The organism is Gordonia rhizosphera NBRC 16068 (assembly GCF_000298195.1).
GTDB classification, from domain to species: Bacteria; Actinomycetota; Actinomycetes; order Mycobacteriales; family Mycobacteriaceae; genus Gordonia; species Gordonia rhizosphera.
In genome coordinates, this window is sequence record NZ_BAHC01000135.1 from 1 (window position 1) to 16,562 (window position 16,562).

Consider the following 16,562-nt stretch of genomic DNA (forward strand, 5'->3'; position numbering starts at 1 on the left):
GCGGGCACCGCGGGCAGGGGAGTACCAAGGCCCGCGCTACAGCATCGCGTTCTTCGCCCAGGCCAACACCGACGCGATGATCGACAGCCCCAAGGGCAAGTACCCGTCCATCACCGCAGGGGACTACCTGACCCAACGAGTGACCGCGAACGCACTGTGACACAACAGTTCTCGAGCAGTCCCCGGAGTCGGTACACCGACTCCGGGGACTGCAGCACCAGCCACAGCGGAGCTCACAGGCCACGTCGCAGCCCACGGGTGAAGGCGGAGACGCGTGTCGCTGCGATGACCACCGTCGAGGTTCTCGAGCCACCGCGAGGGTTGTCACGTTCGCCCCGGCTGTGCGCAGCACCCCGCCGATGCTGATCGCCGTGATTTTGACGGAGAGCGCGATCGCCGTGAGTGGCATCTGCACGCCCTTGACCAGGCTCATGCCTTCGCCGCCGGTGGTCTGCGATGTCACGGTGCACGGTGAGAGCGCCCAGCGGTTTGCTGATCTGGCTGCCGATGGAGCCGCGGACGCACCGAAGCGCCGAGATCACGCGCCTAATCTCGCGCATCCGCCGGCAGATCGCTGGCCGTGACGTGACGATTCGCCGGGTCAAGGCGCACTCCGGTCACGGACTGAACGAAAACGGCTGACCGCCTCGCACCTCGCGATCGCCGCTCGACGCAACACGATCGCCGATGTACCCACGGCCACCCGCACCGTGACCGCCGGAGAACAGTGTCGCCGACCGGACCGTCACCACAATGCCGACAGCCCGACAGCAGGCCAATGACCGGGGACGTCGGCCCGCCTCCATCTACTGCATTATCACCGCTTCTACTTGACAGAAGGCGAACTTATCGGGCACGAGGTCCTGCACGGCCCGATGTCGGGGATTCTACGGACGTTTATGGGGCGGCTCCCAAACCGCCCGGGATCTGCTCATCCGGGCGCTGCGCTGAACCCCGGTCCAGTCCGGCCGGGGTGGCGGCGGCTGGCCCCTGCCGGGTGCCACTGCGGTGTTCTATACTGGTGTGGTCGCGGTGAAGAGCCGCGGAAGTGAGGCCGGGAGCCCGCACGTTTTGCGTGGTCGCCCGGTCTTTGCGCTGTCTACGAGACCTCGATCACCTCGATGACACCGTCGTCCGCGAGTTTGCGCCGGTGCCCGTGGCCCGACGGCCCACGCGAGGATGTCAGCCGCCCAGAGCAGCTCATGGGAGCGCGGTGTATCAATGACAACCTGGATGCGGTCGTGTATCCCGGCTTGGGCCAGGACTCCCACGACCGCAGTGTGGTCCTCTCGGTCCTGGGAGCAGGACTCGATAAGAATCCGAGTCGCCTTGAGCTCGATCGCTTTGGCGGCAAGGGTTTGCAGTAGTTCGGTGCGTACGTCGCGTTCGCGGCGGCCGCGGAGTGCACCAATGAACACGACAGCGGTCGTGATTGGCTGTTTGCGTAGGAACTCGGCGAGGATGCGATCGCGACTCTGTTTGCTCTCGGAATGCATGTGGACACGGTCGCGGTTGGCCGGTTTGAGCGCGCGTAACACCCGTCTGGATTGTGCGAGGTCGCCGGACGCCACGGCGGCGGCCACCAAGATGTAGTTTGCGCCGCGGGTCTCATCAACGAAGATCTCGACAGTGGACACTATCGATCTCCTCCCGGGGAGGCGACGCGTTTCTGGCCGTGTGACTTCGCGGTGCGCTGCAGCTCGGCACGATGGGACGTGCTGAACGGATCGCGCAGTGCGCGATGGTAGATCGGGCGCAGCACCCCCGCAGGAAGTCGAGCCGATCCCTTCCGCTGCACCTGTACGTCAAGCAGGCCAGCGGCACCAAGCTCTCCGTAGCCGCGCTCAGCGGTTCGTTCACTGATCCCATACCACCGCTGCGCCCGTTCGACCGCCATGCTGAACGTTGGCCGCTGTTTCGACTGTGTCTCTTTGAGAATGATCAGCAGCATTGTCTTACCGGGGAGATGGAGCCGGTCACTGTATCCCGCCGTCCAAAACTCATGGGGCAACGTGAAAAAGCCTTCCTTGACCGCGGCATTACTCCCAGGCCGGAACCATTCTGAGCCATCGGCGGATTCGTGCAGCGGCGCGATGACGGTCTTGGGGCCACTGCGTGAGCGTGTCACCAGCCGCATCTCCTCGAGCACCCGAAACGTCCGCGACACTGTCGAGGTACTGCAGGGCGTACGAGTGCTCAACAGATTCGCCCACGCACCCAACGGGAGCGGTTCCTCGGTGAGATGAATCGGCTGAAGTGCATACAGCAACAGCAATGCGTCCAGAGCGCGTTCCTGGCGAGACGTGACAAACTCGGCGAGCTTCGCGGACCGTGACGGTGCGTCGTCCTCCCGCTGCACGAGGACGTCGCGGATGGGGACGTAGCCGCGCTTGCTGTCGGCGAGTAGCTCGGCCACCGCCTCGGTGGGACTGGGCGCCTGCTGGTCCTGCAGGCCAGCAAATGGATCGAAACTCACGGCTCTGAAGGTAGCAGCCCAGCGTGACCATGCCTGCATGAAATTCGGCGGCAAATTGCTCTGTCAGGTGCCATCGTAGAACACTCAAATACCTACTAGAAACACCACTCTGAAACTTCTGTGAAACGTCGACCTAGAAGCGGCCGGCGACAGATCGACCCCCATCCCAACGCCCTGGGCAATGCGCCTTCAGGAACTCGTCGACGGTGTGTGGGGGTTCTGCGCGGGGGCGAAAGCGGCGAACCTGCCCTACGTTGGGAACCTGCCCTACGTGGACGGGGCCGCCATGGCCTGCCAACCACATCACCGGCACCGCGCCATTTCGCTCAGTGCGCCTGTTCGAGTTTGTCGAGAACTTCTGCGGCGACCTTGACCATGAGGTCGCAGAGACCGAGCAATGGCAACGCGCCCACCCCTGGAAGATCGATGGCTTCCGTATATCCGGCTAAGGCTTCGTAGTCCCATCGATTCGAGTGCGATCCATTCAATGGGCGTAACAGCCGCTTGGTCGCGACGACCGCGCCGTCAGTGAGGACAACGCCCTTCGCTGCGCCCATGAACGAGTGCGTAAGTGGCTCGCTAATCGGGTCGAACGTGACCTGCCCGCTGTAGTTGACGACATGAAAAGCGCGGTGTTTGTCGATGTTCGCGAGTTCGCTGAGGGCATGTATGGTCGCGTGGCGGGGGTTTCGGATGTTCTTCGCCGCAAATGGTTGAACCGACTCGATTGCATCCCGGAACTCTGCCGTAATCCACTGTTGAGCGGGAGGCTGGCCGCGCCAGCTGCTCCATTGGTGCTGGGTTTCGCACACAGGAAAACTCACTGCCTGCGCTTCACGAGGTGTGAGGTTCAACCGTGATGAGACGTGGAAGTAGATTGCGTGATCGAGCACAGCACGCAGATTGGTTTAGGACGTCCCCGAACACCACAGCCCAGCTCGCAGCGGGTGGTTCCTCTTTGACATGGACTCGAAGCTCGGCGATCACGGTTGATGAATCGAACGGATCATCGCGCTGCCGCATCGAGAAGCTGTAGACATCTTTGGCCCGGAAGTCCTCGACATCGGCATGAAGCTGGTCACGATGCGCACGCGCACGGTCGAGTTTGGCACGAGCGCTGGGAGCGAAGCTGGTCGATGACACAAACCGAGTATCGGTGGTTAGCTGCCGGCCACCTCGGGATCGACACCCCGAATCAGTGCCCGTCCGCTAACGCCGGTCGACGAAGTCGTTCCGCTGAGAACGAATGTGAGACCGAAGTGGACATCGAGCCCGGCTCTGGCGGCATGCTCTCAAATGAACGTCACCGAGTCTCAAATAGCCGGCTGGGCCATAGCGAAATGACGACCACAGCAGTTTATGGCCCGTTCGCGTCGTGGCCGACCGGCTGAAGACTACGGTGGAGGTCGGGGTCGGGGTTGATATAACGCGACGTTATCGGGCCCGGCGGTTCTTCTCGGTGTCACGATCCTCCCCATCCCGTCCCCGGGCTACGCACCCCAATCGCTCCCGACGGTACCCACCTTGTCTTGATCAGCGACGACCGTCGATTCGCGCTCTGCACAATCAACTTCCACTGCCGGGCGACCCCTGGCCGTCGCACATTCTCAGCCACGCCACCTGACGGCCAGGCATCCGCGCTTCGATCTGCGCCCCATGTGCGCGCACCCCCAACACACCCGGCGGGTGCGAACCTGGTGGCCGCCCCGCCTACGGCAAACGCCACGGCCATATCCGCCTCCACCCACCGCGGCGGCGATCCCCACTCATCTTGCTCTTGACCTGAGAGTGCCCCGACGACGCGACCCGGCCGGGCAATTGCTGGTGAGATGATGACACATATGCCCATGTCCGCACCGCTGCCCGTTAAGGAGAGCGTCGGACCGACGCGACTGCGCGTCCTGATGTCCGGGCCGTGGGCGACGATCGCCGAATACATGGTCGCGACGTTCGACCACCTGGACGCCGACGACCTCTACCCACGGTTCGACGCCGACGAGGTGGGGGGCGTCGACGGTAGCCCGATCGATCGCGCCACGGCACTGGGTGCAGACGAGTTCGTCTGGTATTACCGTGATCTGCGGGTGGAGGAGCCGATGCCGTTCGGCGAGGAGATCCTGCACCTCGACGACGATCTCGTGGTGATCGACAAGCCGCACTTCCTCCCGACCACCCCCGGCGGACGGTACTTGCGCGAGTCCGCGCTCGTGTGGTTGCGGATCTGCCTCGCCAATCCGGACCTTATGCCCATCCATCGCCTCGACGCGCGACCGCCGGCCTGGTGATGTTCTGGGCCCGTCCCGCGGCGCGCGGCGCATATCAATCGCTGTTCGAGAAACGGCGGGTCGCCAAGGTTTACGAGGCGGTGTCGGCGCGGCCGCCCGGGTGAGTTCCGGACGAACCGACGCTGGCCGGGCACGTCGTGCTCGTCGTCAACCGAAATCACATCGAGGTTCGCCGCGGCGAGTTGCGGGTCGTGGTCGACGACTCCCGGGAACCGAACTCCGTTACCGTGGTCGAGGTGCAAGGGGCCGGGGTGAGCGCCTCCGGACGTGCTGTGCTGCACACGATCCTGCGGCCGCACAGCGGACGGATGCGCCAGTTGCGCGTGCACCTGGCGGTTCTCGGCATCGGTATCAGATCCTGGGCGACTGTTTCGGGGTGCTGAGGCGGCAGAACATGAGCAACGCTCGGGCGGGATTCGTTCCGAGGTCAGCCGCGTTCGGCTATCCGATGAATCTGGCTCGGACGGTGGTGGCAATGTCGAGCCGCATCACTTGCCGGGTGGCGTAGAGCGCGGCCGCGACGGTCAGCACGAGGGCTGATGCGATGACGACGGTGAAGTCGGACGGTTCGGGGTGAACGCCTATGCGGAACCAGGCTTCGCCGATTCTGGCGGCGAGCGGCCAGGCCAGCAGCAGGCCGGCGGGGATGGCCAACGCCGCCGCGATCACGCCCTGCGCGAGGGCTTCCGTCACGAGGATCGTTGCGAGGCGCGCTCGACCGTAACCGAGCGCACGCAGAGTGGCGAACTCGGCCTGTCGGTCGAGCAGGGACAGAGCAAGGCTGGAGACCAGGAACAGGGCGCCGACGCCGAGACTGATGGCGAGCAGCACGTTGATGAGGCTGGTGAGCTCGCGCACCAGATTGTGCATGCCCGATCGGGCAGCGGCAAGGGTGGTGACGCGCGCGACCGCAGGAGAAGTGCTGAGGGTGCGGGTTGTCGCTTCCGGTGCGGTGAGGTACAGGGAGTTGGACTGACCGGGTAGCCCGAGCACGGCGGCGGCATCGGTGTAGGTCGCGTAGACCTGGGTGGCCGCGATAGTACGTGCGATCCCGCTGACGGTCATCTGCCGGGATCCCGTCGATGTGGTGAGCGTGACGGGTTGTCCTACACCCAGCTGCAGGGAGGAGGCGGTCTGTTCAGTGATCATGACTTGACTTGCCGCGGGTGGCAGCCCGGAGGTGAGCTGGGGCCGCTGCAGCTGCGGGACCGGGGGCAGCCCGACCACGATCGCATCCGCCTTGCGGTCGTGCGCCTGCAACAGCGCGGGTCCTGTCACGACGGGTTCGACGGCGGTGGCGCCGGCGTCGCGCGCCACTCTGGTCGCCGCGGCGGTGGTCATCGGGTGGGCGAGGTCTGCGGTCGCGGTCCATGCCTGACCCGCGAAGGACTGGTCGACTGTCTGGGTGGTGGAGCCGATCAGCACGTTCAGTGACGCGCCTAGCCCGATGGCCCCGGCGAGGCTGACCACGGTGGCCGCGGTGAGCAGTGGTCGGCGGGTCAGCGACCTGGTGGCATAGCCGACTTCTGGTCCTGCCGCACCGCTCGCCCCGGCCAGCCAGGGCGGCAGGGCGAATTGAACGGCGGGGTCCCCGCGCATGGCCTGTGTGGGCGCCAGCCGCATGAGCGTCCACGCGGGCAGCAGCGCCGAGGCGAGGGTCGCGCCGACCGCGACAGCGGCGACTTCGCCGAGCAGAGCGGGGCTGTACGTCGCCACAATGGTGGGAAACCCGACGGCCGCTGCATAGGTGTGGGCGACCACGACGGCGATGCCGATGGTCACAGAGATCGCGACCGCCGCCCCGGGTAGCGCCAGCACTGCAGCGGGCAGCAGCGCGGTCGCCAAGACGGTGCGTCGCCGGTAGCCGATGGCCAGGAGTGTGCCGAGTTCGCGTCGCTGGGCGTGCACGATGCGGCGCAGGCTCAGCCCGATGAGCAGGAAGCCGACCAGTGCGAAGACGCCGCCGATGACCGGGACGAACAGGCCGAAGCTGCGGAGGTCGGCATTGGTGAACCGCAGGCTGTACTGCTGGTCCCGGGGCGTGAGCTTGGCGACGGGCAGGCCGTCGGCGAGCGATTGCGCGCTGCCCGGAGGGATTGGGTGGGGTAGGTCGAGGATGAGGTCATTGACCTGCCCGCCGGTGGCGGTGACGTCTGCGAGCGCGTTCTTGGGAAGGAAGACGACCGCCAGCGAGCCGGGTTGGGGGATCAGGTATTCGGGGTTCGCAGTGGCCATCAGGTACTCGGGGGAACGGGCGAGCCCGCGCACCCGGACGGTGAGCGGGCGGCCGGCCAGGACGAGGTCGAGTGTGTCGCCGAGATGCAGGTCGGCGTGGCCGGCGTAATCCGCCTCGACGACTGCGCCGAGCGGGTCGGTGGGGTCGAGCCCTTGCCCGTCCGTGATCGCCAGACGGTTCAGGCGTGCCTGCGGGTCCATACCGACCACTTCGGCCGCAGTCTGATCAGCGCCGCGAGCGACAAGCCCGTCGATGATGAGCCGGGTCTCGGCAACCGTGGCCGATGCCGCACGCGCTCGTGTGATCAGGTCCTCCGCGGGAACGGTCCGGCTCAGCCGGACGTCCAGGTCGGCCAGTGCCTGCCCGTGGTAGAAGGCGTCGCGGCTGGCCTGCACGTCCTGCAGTGCGAGCGCGATCCCGCCGGCCGTGCCAATCCCGGCGCCGATGACCAAGATCAGCAGCAGCGCCCGGATGCGCATCGCAGCGACGTCGCGCATCGCCTTGCGCAGCAGCAGCATCACGGCTCCGTGACCGCCGTTACGTGCCCGTGTTCGAGGCGCACGGTTCGATCCGCCACGGCGCTCACCGTCGGGTTGTGGGTGACCAGCACGACGGAGACCTCGGTGTCCTCGGTGAGTTTGCGCAGTAGCCCCATCACTCGCGCTCCGGAGTCCTCGTCGAGGTTGCCGGTGGGTTCATCGGCGAGCACGAGTGCCGGACCTTTGGCCAGGCCGCGGGCGATCGCGACCCGCTGCTGCTCGCCGCCCGACAGCTGGGCGGGGAACTTGGCCGTGGCATCGGCGAGGCCCACGTTGTCCAGCATGTGGCGGGCTCGCTCGTCCGCGTCGTGCCGACCGACCCCGGCGACGGCGAGACCGGCTTTGACGTTCTCCAGCGCAGTCAATGTCGGCAAGAGATTGTAGAACTGGAAAACGAAGCCGATCGAGTGCGCCCGATAGGCTGTCAGCCGTCGACGGTCGGCAAGCATCAGATCCACACCGCACGAGCGCACCGCGCCTGCATCGGCGCTGTCGAGCGCCCCGATGATGTTCAGCAGCGTCGTCTTGCCGCACCCGGACGGGCCCGTGACCGCGACCAGTTCTCCGCTGGCGATGGTAAGCGTCACGCCGTCCAGCACGACCTGCTCCCGCTGTCCGGTTCGGTATGCCTTCCGTACCTGGTCCAGCACGACCAGCGGTTCACTGACCATCGCAGGCACTCCAGTCTTGCGCCGGTCGAGCCGGAGTCAGGCCACTTCGCGCAAACTCGACTGTGCACGAACCCACTCGATCGGTGAACACTTCCAGCACCGATTCAGGAATCCGGTGCAGCGCGGTCCAGACGTCACCCGGCTCCCCATACCGAGTCGGGCCGGGCCCGTACGGCCCGGGTACACCCCGGAACAAGTCGCGCACGAGTTCCCGAGCGAACGCCACAGCTGCACGCGGTGGCAGACACACCCGGGTTGCCTCACGAGCCGGCACGGTGATCCGTGACACACTGCCAGACTGCATCGAGTGATCGCTCACCCGCAATACCTCGGGTCCAGGCCGCCGACGGTGTGCTCACCGAGGGCGAGCTGATGTCGATCTCCGGGACCACGTCGCAGCAGCGACCTTCCTCGGACACGAAAGCTGGCGGACAGACCCGACAGCTCAGCCCGGCAAGCGCAATGCTCCGCTCGCGCAAGCCCGAATCAGCGAAGCAGCGTTTGCCAAGTATCGGGACCGTTGGGACCTACTCGACCATTCGACTGCCGACGCCCCCGTTCTCCTGGATGAGGAGTTGCTCAAGTGGATCAGCGTCGAGCGCGTTGGGCTGCCGACCGGACACCCCTGGCTTGCGAAAACGACGATCTGACTCCTTGAGTTCGGCACCGGCGCGTGGCGTTCCTGGCACCTGGCTGAAGCCCGTGTTAAGTGAATCATCGTTTCGTACCATTCGTGCGGAGTCGCTGCCGGAGCCGTGCTTGAGGTGAGAGCATGGGCACGACGCGGTAACAGGAGTCAGGCAGCAATCGTGACCGCGAGTGGTGTCTGATTTCAGGTGACGGGGCACCGGACTGCGGCGGTTACGACCAGACTGACAGGACGGATGATGGCTGTGCTCAACCTTCGGGGGCTATACGGCCAGCTGGAGATACGGTTTACCCCGGTGGTGGAGACGGTGGTGCATTCCGATGAACTCGCCGCCGCGACCAAGGTCATCGGCGTCGTGCGCGGGGGGATCGGTGCACGTGTGGACGCGGTGGCTGCGTCGCTGCTACACGCGGTGAACTTGCCGGCCGGTTCCGATGTCCGCAAGCTGCGGCGCCAGATCGGTGATCTGGACTACGAGGTTCGTCGACTGCGCCGTGACCTCATCGAGCGGTCCGAGGATAAGTGACATGCCCGCGATACCTGATCCCCGCAGTGCTCTCGATCGCGTCAAGCAGGAAATCGAGCGTAACGGGCTACGGGCCCGCAACGGCATCAAGATGGCTACCGGTGTCGGCACTCCACGTGTGGGTGTGACCCCACGCGACGCGGTGTGGCGCGACGGCCGGGCGCAGCTTTTTCGCTACCGCAACGACGACATCAAGCACCGCACACCGCTGATGATCGTGTTCAGCATCATCAGCAAGAGCTACATCCTCGACCTCACGCCCGGGAACAGCTTCATCGAACACCTGTTGAAGGCCGGCTTCGATGTGTACCTACTCGACTGGGGCGTGCCCGATGAACGAGACACGCGTAACCGGTTGGAGTACTACGCCGATGCTGCCATTCCGGCCGCGATTCGTGAGGTCTGTGCGCGTTCCCGCGTGGACGAGGTCAATGTGCTCGGCTACTGCTTCGGTGGCAACCTGACCTTGCTGCACGGGGCACACCACCCGGATGCACCGATCCGCAGTCACACCGTGGTGGCCTGCCCCGTCGACTACTCGGAGATACCGTTCCGCGGAGCACTCTACGAGTCGGATTCCGCCATCGACGATGCGATTGGCGAGGACGGCAATATCCCACCCAATGTCATGTACAGCGCGTTTCGCTCGTTGAAACCGACCTCCGAATTGACCGGATACGTGGATCTGCTGGACCGGTTGTGGAGTGACGAGTATGTGGCCGCCTACCAGGCCGTCAACGGGTGGGTCGCCGACCACATCCCGCTACCCGGGGAGGTGGCCCGGCAGATGCATTCCATGCTGGTTGCCGAGAATGCCTTCATCACCGACCGATTGATGCTGGGCGGGACCGCATCCATCTCTCCGATATCACCGTGCCGTTCCTGTCGGTCGTGGGTGAGAAGGACCACGTCGTGCCGCCGGCCTCCTCGACGCCATTGATGGATCTGGTCGGTTCGTCCCAGAAGACCGAATTGCTTCTCAAAGGCGGGCATATCGGCCTGGTGGTCGGGCGCACCGCTGCGAAAACGACGATTCCTACGATTATCGAGTTTCTGATCAAGCAGAGCGAGGCAGCCGAATGACCATTCGCCCGTTGACACCCGAGGACGCCGACGCATTGGCCCTCCTGTTCGGCGGCCTGTCCGAACACGACGTCACCGTCCTGCGTGAGGATGTGACCGATCCGGCATCGGCAGCCAGGCTCGCCCAAGAACCGGGTATGCGGTGGATCGACATCAACGAGGACGGCCGGATCGACGGCTACGCCGCGATGACCCGTCTACCCGGCTGGTCAGATCATGTGGGGGAGCTGCGGCTGGTGGTCGACAGCAAAGATCGCGGTGCCGGGGTGGGCCGTCGGTTGGTGCAGCACGCGCTTCGCGAAGGATTCCGCGCAGGACTCTCGAAGGTGGTGATCGAACTTGCCACCGATGAGGACCGGGTACTGGACATGTTCGGTTCGCTCGGTTTCACCGGTGAGGCCCTGCTGCGCGATCACATCCGCGACCGTGACGGCCGGCTCCGCGATCTGATCGTTCTTGCCCACCACGCGCAGGCCGGACTGGAAAATCTCGACGTCGTCGGCCTGACGGACGAACTCACGAACGGAGCATGATGAACATCACGGCAACGGATAGATTGTCCTCGGTCAAGCCGCCGCGTCGTCTACTGGCCTACACCGAGTACGCCCGATCCAGTTGGGAACTGGGCGCGCTCGCGTACACCTGGCCCACGCTGCTACACGCACCCTTGGGCGACCAACCTGTGCTGGTGCTACCCGGCCTGGGGACCTCGGGCCTGAGCACCGCACCGCTGCGGCACACCCTCCGCGCGCTCGGCCACTCCACCCACAGCTGGGGACTCGGCGTGAATATCGGGCCCAGCCGACGGATCTTGATCGGGATGCGGGCCAAAGTCGATGAGCTGGCAGATCAGTATGGCCAGCCGATAACGTTGATCGGTTGGAGTCTGGGCGGGATCTTCGCCCGCCGACTCACCCGCGAAAACCCCAGTCTCATACGACAGGTGATCACTCTGGGCAGTCCGTTCAAGTTGGTCGGACACGAGCAGAGCAACGCCTCGCCGCTGTATAGGGCGTTCTCGCACCGACACATCGAAGACCTCGACTTTCCGCTCGAACGCGCGGACGGGCCGTTGCCGGTTCCGGCGGTGGCGCTGTACAGCCGGCTCGACGGAGCGGTGCCGTGGCAGGTGTGCCGCGACCCCAATCCGACGGCCGAGAACATCGAGGTGCTGTGTAGCCACCTCGGCTTCGGGCACAGTCTGCCCTCACTGTGGGCTGTGGCCGACCGTCTCGCCACCGGTTTCGACAGCTCCGGGGCGCGCGCACCCTTCGTCCCACCGGCCTGGCTGCGGTACGCCTACCCATCAACGCCGGCCGTGGATAATGCGGCCCCGGCGCTCCGCCGCGTCGAGTCTGCGTGAGGCCCGTTCGTCAAGTGTGGTGATCGCCCGGTGGCCGGACGATCGGAACACTGCGTACGTGCAGATCACCCTCGCGTCGGTGGCTGCCGGCAGTCTCACGGGAGCGTGGCGTCGACGACGGCCGGGCTGAGAACGTGGTCGAGAATCAGTGCCGCGCAACCGATGACGCCGGCCTCGTCGCCGTGGGTGGAGGGCAGTATCTGCAGTTCACGGGTCGCCAGGGCGATGGCGTTGGCGTAGACGGTTTCCCGTAGCCCTGCGACGAGGATGTCGTAGGCCTTGGCCATGTCGCCCGCCAGCACCAGGGCCGCGGGGTTGAGCAGATTGACGGCGCCGCTGAGTACTTCGCCGATATGTCGCCCGCTTTCGCGGATGAGTTGGCGTGCGTGCGGATCACCGGCCAGTGCGAGGTCGACGAGTTCACGGATATGAGCGATGTCGCGGTCGTGTTCGCGCATCGCTCGCACCAGAGCCCAGCCCGAGGCGACGGTTTCCAGGCAACCGGTGTCCCCGCATCGGCATACCTTTCCGGCGGCCTCCGGGATCTTGGTGTGGCCGAATTGTCCTGCGCCGCCGACCGCTCCGCGCTGCAGCACTCCACCGGCGACGATGCCGGCGCCCAAACCGGTGGAGGCTTTGATGAGCAGCATGTCGTCGAATCGGTCGCGCTGCCCGCGTCGTTCCGAGAGCACGATGACGTTGGCATCGTTGTCGAGCCGTATCGGGGCGGTGGTGATCGACTGCAGGAAGGGCGTCAGTGGCACGCCATCCCACCCACTCATCGCCGGCGAATCGAGACTGCATACTCGGGCACTGTCGGCACTGCCCGGGATGCTGAGACCGACACCCCGGATCTCGTCGGGTCGCCGTCCGGCGTCCTCGAGTAGCGCCTCGAGGCGCTTGACGAGGTCGGGCATCAGTTCGTCGGGCCCCGTACCGATTTCTTGGTCGATGTCGACCGACGTCAGTACCTGACCCGACAGATTGCACACGGCGAGCTGGGTTCGACTCCGACCGATCGCGGCCGCCAGCACGACCCCGGCATCGGCGTTGAAGGCCAGCCGCGAGGGCGGTCGCCCCCCGGTCGACTCGGTGTCGGGGAGTTCGAGCACGAGTCCGGACGCCTGTAGGGCCGACAGCCGTGCCGTGACCGCTGTTCGAGACAGCCCGGTGACCCGGATGATATCGCTGCGGGTCGCCACGAGACCGTCGCGGACCAGCGCAAGCACGTCGCCGGCGGTCGCTGCCGCTTTTGTCGAGCGTGACATGCGCATAAGGGTCATTCAACCAAGCGGTGGTGGTGTCAACAACTTGCCACTCCTACTTTTGTAAACAGAAATACATAAGTTCGGTTGCCAGGACGCCGAACTACCCGTAGCGTTCCCCACGTCAGCCCCGACAACTTCAGGAGAAAAACCTATGTCGAGTGCGAATCCTGTCGCACCATGCGACTTCGTTGTCTTCGGCGGAACCGGCGACCTGGCCGTCCGCAAACTCCTCCCCGCTCTCTACCTGCGCGACCGCGACGGCCAACTGCCTGCCGAAACACGCATCATCGCGGCGTCGCGGGCCGGGCTCGACCACGTCGGCTACCGCGACAAAGTACGGGGAGAGCTGGGCCGATTCCTCGACGCCGACGCGTTGGACCCACTCACACTGGATCGATTTCTCGCGCGATTGCACTACGCGAGTGTCGATGCCGCCGCCCCCGACGAGTGGGATCAGCTCCTTCAGCTGTTGGACCAGCCGACAGACAGGGTGCGGGTCTACTACCTGGCCTGCGCACCGAACCTGTTCGGTCCCATCTCCCGGCATCTGGCCGCTCACAACCTCGTCGACGAGACCTGCAGAGTGGTCCTGGAAAAGCCCATCGGCCACGACCTGGCCTCCGCCCGCGACATCAACGATGCGGTGGGTTCGGTCTTCGACGAATCCCAGATCTTCCGGATCGACCACTATCTGGGCAAGGAGAGCGTGCAGAACCTCCTCGTCACCCGATTCGCCAACACGTTCCTCGAGCCACTGTGGAACTCCAGTTGGATCGACCACGTCCAGATCACCGTGGCCGAGTCCCTCGGGGTGGGCAGCCGCGCCGGGTACTACGACCAATCGGGCGCCCTGCGTGACATGGTGCAGAATCACCTGCTCCAGGTGCTGTGTCTGGTGGCGATGGAACCGCCCACCTGCATCGATCGCGAATCCGTCCGCGACGAGAAACTCAAAGTGTTGCAAGCGCTCAAACCGTTGAGTCACAACGACGTCGGCACCCTCGCCATCGCCGGGCAATACGTCGCCGGATTGGTCGACGGGGCGGCGGTACCCAGCTACCGAGACGACGCCGAGAACCCCGACAGCCTCACGGAGACCTTCGTTGCCCTGAAAGCCGAAGTGCGCAACTGGCGCTGGTCCGGAGTGCCGTTCTACCTGCGTACCGGTAAACGGATGGAGCACCGCAGCTCCGAAGTCGTCATCCAGTTCAAACCGGTTCCCCACCCGATGTTCCCCGGCAGCGACGGCGACGCCGAACCCAACAAGCTGGTCATCCAGCTGCAGCCGGAAGAAGGCATGCGCCTGTTCATGACGGCCAAGGAGCCCGGCCCCGGCGGCATCCGGCTCAAGCCGGTATCGCTGGACCTCAACTACGTCAACGCTTTCCAGCGCCGCTCCCCCGACGCCTACGAAAGGCTGCTGATGGACGTGGTGCGTGGCGATCCGACACTGTTCATGCGCCGCGATGAGGTCGAGGCGGCCTGGGCGTGGGTCGAACCGATGCTGGTGGCGTGGCGAGCGCAAGAGCGCGGCCCGCGTCGCTACCCCGCCGGCACCAACGGCCCGTTCGAGGCGACCACACTTCTCGAACGAGACGGTCGCACCTGGCACGAGGGGGCAGCTCTGTGACCACTATCCATCCAGCCCTGGCCGCGGTCACCGATCGCATCCGGACCCGCAGCGCCGAGTCCCGCGCCACCTACCTGCGCCACATCCGCGCCGCAGCCGACCGCGGTCCGGCCCGCAGTCGGCTGGCGTGTGCCAATCTCGCCCACGGCTTCGCCGCCACCGGCGCCCAGGACAAGGCAGCCATACGGGAACTGGTCAAACCGAACGTCGCGATCGTGTCGTCGTACAACGACATGCTGTCGGCACACGCACCGTTCGAGACCTTTCCCCACCAACTCAAACAGGCCGTCGTCCAGGCGGGTGGCATCGCACAGTTCGCCGGCGGCGTCCCGGCCATGTGCGATGGCATCACCCAGGGCCGCCACGGGATGCAGCTGTCGCTGTTCAGCCGGGACGTCATCGCCATGTCCACCGCGATCGCACTGTCACACGACATGTTCGACGCCGCACTGATGCTCGGTGTATGCGACAAGATCGTGCCCGGAATGCTCATCGGTGCACTGGCCTTCGGCCACCTGCCGACCGTGTTCGTTCCGGCCGGGCCGATGACATCGGGGCTGCCCAACAGCGAGAAGTCGCGCGTCCGCCAGCTCTACGCGGAGAACAAGGTCAGCCGCCAGGCGCTGCTGGATGCCGAGGCGGCGTCCTACCACGGCAACGGGACCTGCACGTTCTTCGGCACCGCCAACTCCAATCAGCTGCTGATGGAAGTCATGGGTCTGCACCTGCCGGGATCGAGCTTCGTCAATCCCGGCACCCCGTTGCGCAACGCCCTGACCTCTGCGGCCGGCGCGCAGGTCACCGAGCTCACCGCACTCGGCGACCACTACACCCCGGTCGGGGAAATGATCGACGAACGCGCCATCGTCAACGGCGTCGTCGCGCTGCTGGCCACCGGCGGCTCGACCAATCACACCATGCACCTGGTCGCCATCGCCCAGGCCGCCGGCATCGACCTGCGATGGGAAGACATCTCCGACCTGTCGGCCACCGTGCCGCTGCTGGCACGCATCTATCCCAATGGCAGCGCCGACGTGAACCACTTTCACGCCGCCGGCGGTCTCGGCTTCACCATCACCACGCTGCTCGAGGCCGGATTGCTCCACGAGGACGTCGCCACCGTGGTCGGGCAAGGGCTGCACCGCTACACCGAGGAACCGGTCCTCACCGACGGCACCGTCGAGTGGCGCGAGGGCACCGCCGTCAGCCATGACACGACAGTGCTGCGCGGCACCGACGACCCGTTCGCCAAAGATGGCGGATTGAAAACCCTCACCGGCAATCTCGGCTCGTGCGTGATCAAGACCTCCGCCGTCGCCGACGAGCACCGAGTGATCACCGCACGCGCGGCGGTCTTCGACGACCAAGCCGACTTCCTCTCCGCGTTCGACGCCGGTGACCTCGACCGGGATCTCGTCGCCGTCGTCCGATACCAGGGGCCACGTGCCACCGGGATGCCCGAGCTGCACAAACTCACTCCCGCGCTCGGGGTCCTCCAGGACCGCGGCCGGCGGGTGGCCCTGGTGACCGACGGCAGGATGTCGGGCGCCTCGGGCAAGGTCCCCGCGGCCATCCATCTCACTCCCGAAGCCGCCGCGGGCGGGCCACTGGCCAGAGTCCGTGACGGAGACATGATCACCGTCGACGCCACCACGGGCACCCTGACGCTACACGTCCCCGACGACGAACTCGCCGCACGGACCGCCACCGGCCGAGCCCTCTCGACCCCCGAGATGGTCGGAACCGGACGCGAGCTCTTCGCCAGCATGCGGGCGGCCGTCGGACCCGCCGATCGGGGCGCCAGCATCTTCCCCACCTACGTCGCCTGAGAACCGT

Annotated in this window: 13 protein-coding genes and 2 pseudogenes; 10 read left to right on the forward strand and 5 right to left on the reverse strand. The window is 65.7% G+C overall.

All coding sequences use genetic code 11. From position 1 onward, the window contains the following. Together GORHZ_RS31710 and GORHZ_RS30925 are read left to right on the forward strand one after the other, a co-directional pair. Window positions 1-160, forward strand: a pseudogene (locus GORHZ_RS31710) (isopenicillin N synthase family oxygenase); the annotation flags it as partial. Window positions 161-359: 199 nt separating this feature from the next. Then, the gene (locus tag GORHZ_RS30925; RefSeq protein WP_157205232.1) at window positions 360-584 is read left to right on the forward strand and encodes a hypothetical protein; all 225 of its coding nucleotides are present in this window, start codon (window positions 360-362) and stop codon (window positions 582-584) included. A 1,052-nt stretch (window positions 585-1,636) separates the two neighbouring features. On the opposite strand, the gene GORHZ_RS16775 is transcribed toward GORHZ_RS30925, so the two are convergent. Both GORHZ_RS16775 and GORHZ_RS16780 read right to left on the reverse strand, forming a co-directional pair. Continuing rightward, window positions 1,637-2,476, reverse strand: coding sequence for a hypothetical protein (locus GORHZ_RS16775; protein ID WP_157205233.1), 840 nt, complete (start codon window positions 2,474-2,476; stop codon window positions 1,637-1,639). Window positions 2,477-2,802: 326 nt separating this feature from the next. Continuing rightward, complete coding sequence (locus GORHZ_RS16780) at window positions 2,803-3,369, reverse strand: hypothetical protein (protein WP_006334928.1); 567 nt, start codon at window positions 3,367-3,369, stop codon at window positions 2,803-2,805. Window positions 3,370-4,305: 936 nt separating this feature from the next. Here GORHZ_RS16780 and GORHZ_RS16785 point away from each other — a divergent pair. Next, window positions 4,306-5,114, forward strand: a pseudogene (locus GORHZ_RS16785) (pseudouridine synthase); the annotation flags it as partial. An 88-nt stretch (window positions 5,115-5,202) separates the two neighbouring features. On the opposite strand, the gene GORHZ_RS16790 reads toward GORHZ_RS16785, so the two are convergent. Continuing rightward, complete coding sequence (locus tag GORHZ_RS16790; protein WP_006334932.1) at window positions 5,203-7,515, reverse strand: ABC transporter permease; 2,313 nt, start codon at window positions 7,513-7,515, stop codon at window positions 5,203-5,205. Beyond that, a complete protein-coding gene (locus tag GORHZ_RS16795; RefSeq protein ID WP_006334933.1) occupies window positions 7,515-8,207 on the reverse strand; it encodes an ABC transporter ATP-binding protein in 693 nt (230 codons plus the stop codon). The genes GORHZ_RS16790 and GORHZ_RS16795 overlap by 1 nt, the downstream gene beginning before the upstream one ends. 887 nt (window positions 8,208-9,094) lie before the next feature. Here GORHZ_RS16795 and GORHZ_RS16800 point away from each other — a divergent pair. The 5 genes from GORHZ_RS16800 to GORHZ_RS16815 are packed head-to-tail and all read left to right on the forward strand — an operon-like array spanning window position 9,095 to window position 11,828. After that, complete coding sequence (locus tag GORHZ_RS16800) at window positions 9,095-9,382, forward strand: hypothetical protein (RefSeq protein WP_006334934.1); 288 nt, start codon at window positions 9,095-9,097, stop codon at window positions 9,380-9,382. Between the two features lies 1 nt (window position 9,383). Continuing rightward, window positions 9,384-10,322, forward strand: a complete 939-nt coding sequence (locus GORHZ_RS16805; protein ID WP_006334935.1) for an alpha/beta fold hydrolase — start codon at window positions 9,384-9,386, stop codon at window positions 10,320-10,322. Beyond that, on the forward strand, window positions 10,295-10,465 hold the full coding sequence (locus GORHZ_RS31715; protein ID WP_006334936.1) for a hypothetical protein: 171 nt from the start codon (window positions 10,295-10,297) through the stop codon (window positions 10,463-10,465). Before GORHZ_RS16805 ends, GORHZ_RS31715 begins: the two co-directional genes overlap by 28 nt. Beyond that, on the forward strand, window positions 10,462-10,998 hold the full coding sequence (locus tag GORHZ_RS16810) for a GNAT family N-acetyltransferase (RefSeq protein ID WP_006334937.1): 537 nt from the start codon (window positions 10,462-10,464) through the stop codon (window positions 10,996-10,998). The genes GORHZ_RS31715 and GORHZ_RS16810 overlap by 4 nt, the downstream gene beginning before the upstream one ends. Then, window positions 10,995-11,828 carry an esterase/lipase family protein gene (locus tag GORHZ_RS16815; protein WP_157205234.1) on the forward strand — a complete coding sequence of 278 codons (834 nt, stop codon included), beginning with the start codon at window positions 10,995-10,997 and terminating at the stop codon, window positions 11,826-11,828. Before GORHZ_RS16810 ends, GORHZ_RS16815 begins: the two co-directional genes overlap by 4 nt. Before the next feature lie 95 nt (window positions 11,829-11,923). On the opposite strand, the gene GORHZ_RS16820 is transcribed toward GORHZ_RS16815, so the two are convergent. Next, a complete protein-coding gene (locus tag GORHZ_RS16820) occupies window positions 11,924-13,102 on the reverse strand; it encodes an ROK family protein (protein WP_006334939.1) in 1,179 nt (392 codons plus the stop codon). Window positions 13,103-13,247: 145 nt separating this feature from the next. Between GORHZ_RS16820 and zwf the strand changes: the two genes are divergently transcribed. Both zwf and edd read left to right on the forward strand, forming a co-directional pair. Beyond that, on the forward strand, window positions 13,248-14,726 hold the full coding sequence (gene zwf, locus GORHZ_RS16825; RefSeq protein WP_006334940.1) for a glucose-6-phosphate dehydrogenase: 1,479 nt from the start codon (window positions 13,248-13,250) through the stop codon (window positions 14,724-14,726). Further along, window positions 14,723-16,555, forward strand: coding sequence for a phosphogluconate dehydratase (gene edd / locus GORHZ_RS16830; RefSeq protein ID WP_006334942.1), 1,833 nt, complete (start codon window positions 14,723-14,725; stop codon window positions 16,553-16,555). Before zwf ends, edd begins: the two co-directional genes overlap by 4 nt. Window positions 16,556-16,562: the final 7 nt, after the last annotated feature.

Coding starts and splice junctions, on each gene's coding strand:
- GORHZ_RS16805 (WP_006334935.1), top strand. CDS start 9,384: ATGCCCGCGATACCTGATCCCCGCAGTGCTCTCGATCGCGTCAAGCAG.
- GORHZ_RS16795 (WP_006334933.1), bottom strand. CDS start 8,207: ATGGTCAGTGAACCGCTGGTCGTGCTGGACCAGGTACGGAAGGCATAC.
- GORHZ_RS16800 (WP_006334934.1), top strand. CDS start 9,095: ATGGCTGTGCTCAACCTTCGGGGGCTATACGGCCAGCTGGAGATACGG.
- GORHZ_RS16810 (WP_006334937.1), top strand. CDS start 10,462: ATGACCATTCGCCCGTTGACACCCGAGGACGCCGACGCATTGGCCCTC.
- GORHZ_RS30925 (WP_157205232.1), top strand. CDS start 360: ATGCTGATCGCCGTGATTTTGACGGAGAGCGCGATCGCCGTGAGTGGC.
- GORHZ_RS16790 (WP_006334932.1), bottom strand. CDS start 7,515: ATGCTGCTGCTGCGCAAGGCGATGCGCGACGTCGCTGCGATGCGCATC.
- GORHZ_RS16820 (WP_006334939.1), bottom strand. CDS start 13,102: ATGCGCATGTCACGCTCGACAAAAGCGGCAGCGACCGCCGGCGACGTG.
- GORHZ_RS16815 (WP_157205234.1), top strand. CDS start 10,995: ATGATGAACATCACGGCAACGGATAGATTGTCCTCGGTCAAGCCGCCG.
- zwf (WP_006334940.1), top strand. CDS start 13,248: ATGTCGAGTGCGAATCCTGTCGCACCATGCGACTTCGTTGTCTTCGGC.